1 protein-coding gene is annotated in these 1,341 nt (G+C 64.1%); it reads left to right on the top strand.

Annotated elements, in window-relative coordinates; genetic code table 11:
• Nucleotides 1-307: 307 nt before the first annotated feature.
• Nucleotides 308-1,219, top strand: coding sequence for a S1C family serine protease (locus NKK50_RS31240; protein WP_023671416.1), 912 nt, complete (start codon nucleotides 308-310; stop codon nucleotides 1,217-1,219).
• The last annotated feature ends 122 nt before the right edge of the window (nucleotides 1,220-1,341 follow it).

The following is a 1,341-nucleotide window of genomic DNA, read 5'->3' as shown; positions in this document are numbered from 1 at the left end:
CTTGGCGCTGCGGCGGACGCATAGGGGGAGAGAAGTGTCACCTATGTATCCGGTTCAAAGTGTTACCCATCTATCGGCTGGACAGCTGTCGCCTACTGATTTCCCCAATTGCCAGCGTTGCCAAGAGCGCCGATGTTGCGGCCATCTCCCTTCTCCCCGTCACTATACGGGGAGAAGGTGCCGGCAGGCGGATGAGGGGCAGCGCCAGCCTCTGAAATGATTGCCTTGTTGCCTAAGCCCTTGCGCCCTGTGCAGCGCGGCATACCTATAGAGGATACTGCCCACGCATATCTGCCAGGATGACCGCATGCCGATCGATCCCGTTTCCCCGCTCTTGCGCTCCGTCGTTGGCGTGCGCGCCATGGTTCCCGACGATGCCTTCACGGCCAATGCCCTGGGCACGCGCCGGGAAGGCAGCGGCGTCGTCATCCGCGGCGACGGGCTGGTGCTCACCATCGGCTATCTCATCACCGAGGCCGAGGAGGTCTGGCTGACCGACCAGGACGGCCGCGTCGTGCCGGCGCATGCGCTGGCCTATGACCAGGAGACAGGCTTCGGCCTGGTGCAGGCGCTGGCGCCGCTCGGCCTGCCGGCGGTGGCGCTGGGTGACGCCTCGAAGGCGAAGATCGGCGACCCCGTGGTGTTTGCCGACGGCACCGGCCGCTCGGTCAAGGCACACATCGTCACCAAGCAGGAATTCGCCGGCTATTGGGAATATCTGCTCGACGAGGCGATCTTCATTGCCCCGGCGCATCCGTCCTGGGGCGGCGCGGCGCTCATCGGCCAGGATGGCAGCCTGCTCGGCATCGGTTCGCTGCTTTTGCAGATGAGCCGCAACGGCGAGGTCGCCGACATCAACATGGTCGTGCCGATCAACCTTCTGACCCCGATCCTCGACGATCTCCTGACGCGCGGCCAGGTGGCGAAGCCGCCGCGCCCATGGCTCGGCGCCTTCTCGGCCGAGTCGAACGGTGCGGTCGTGGTGATGAGCGTCGCCGAAGGCGGCCCCGCCGCCAAGGCCGGCCTGCGCCAGGGCGACATCATCTCCGACGTGCGCGATGGCGAGGTCGACGGTCTCGCCGATTTCTACCGCAAGCTATGGCAGAATCCGGCGGGTTCGGAGATTCCTCTCAGGGTCGTGCGTGACGGTCGTGAGACTTGGCTGCGAGTGAAATCCGCCGACCGAAACAGCTTTTTGAAGAAACCGCATCTGCAGTGAAGCCAATCTCCCCCCAAGTGGGCATAGGCGCTAAGATAGGTATTGCCCTGCGGAATCGGGTGTGATTCTACACTGCGATGACACACGAATCGCTTGTTGATGACGGCTGGGCCGAGACGATT

The sequence above is a fragment of the Mesorhizobium sp. M0001 genome, assembly GCF_040324255.1.
Classification (GTDB): domain Bacteria; phylum Pseudomonadota; class Alphaproteobacteria; order Rhizobiales; family Rhizobiaceae; genus Mesorhizobium.
The sequence above is the reverse complement of the archived record's forward strand: the minus strand, read 5'-3'. Positions and strand labels throughout refer to the sequence as shown.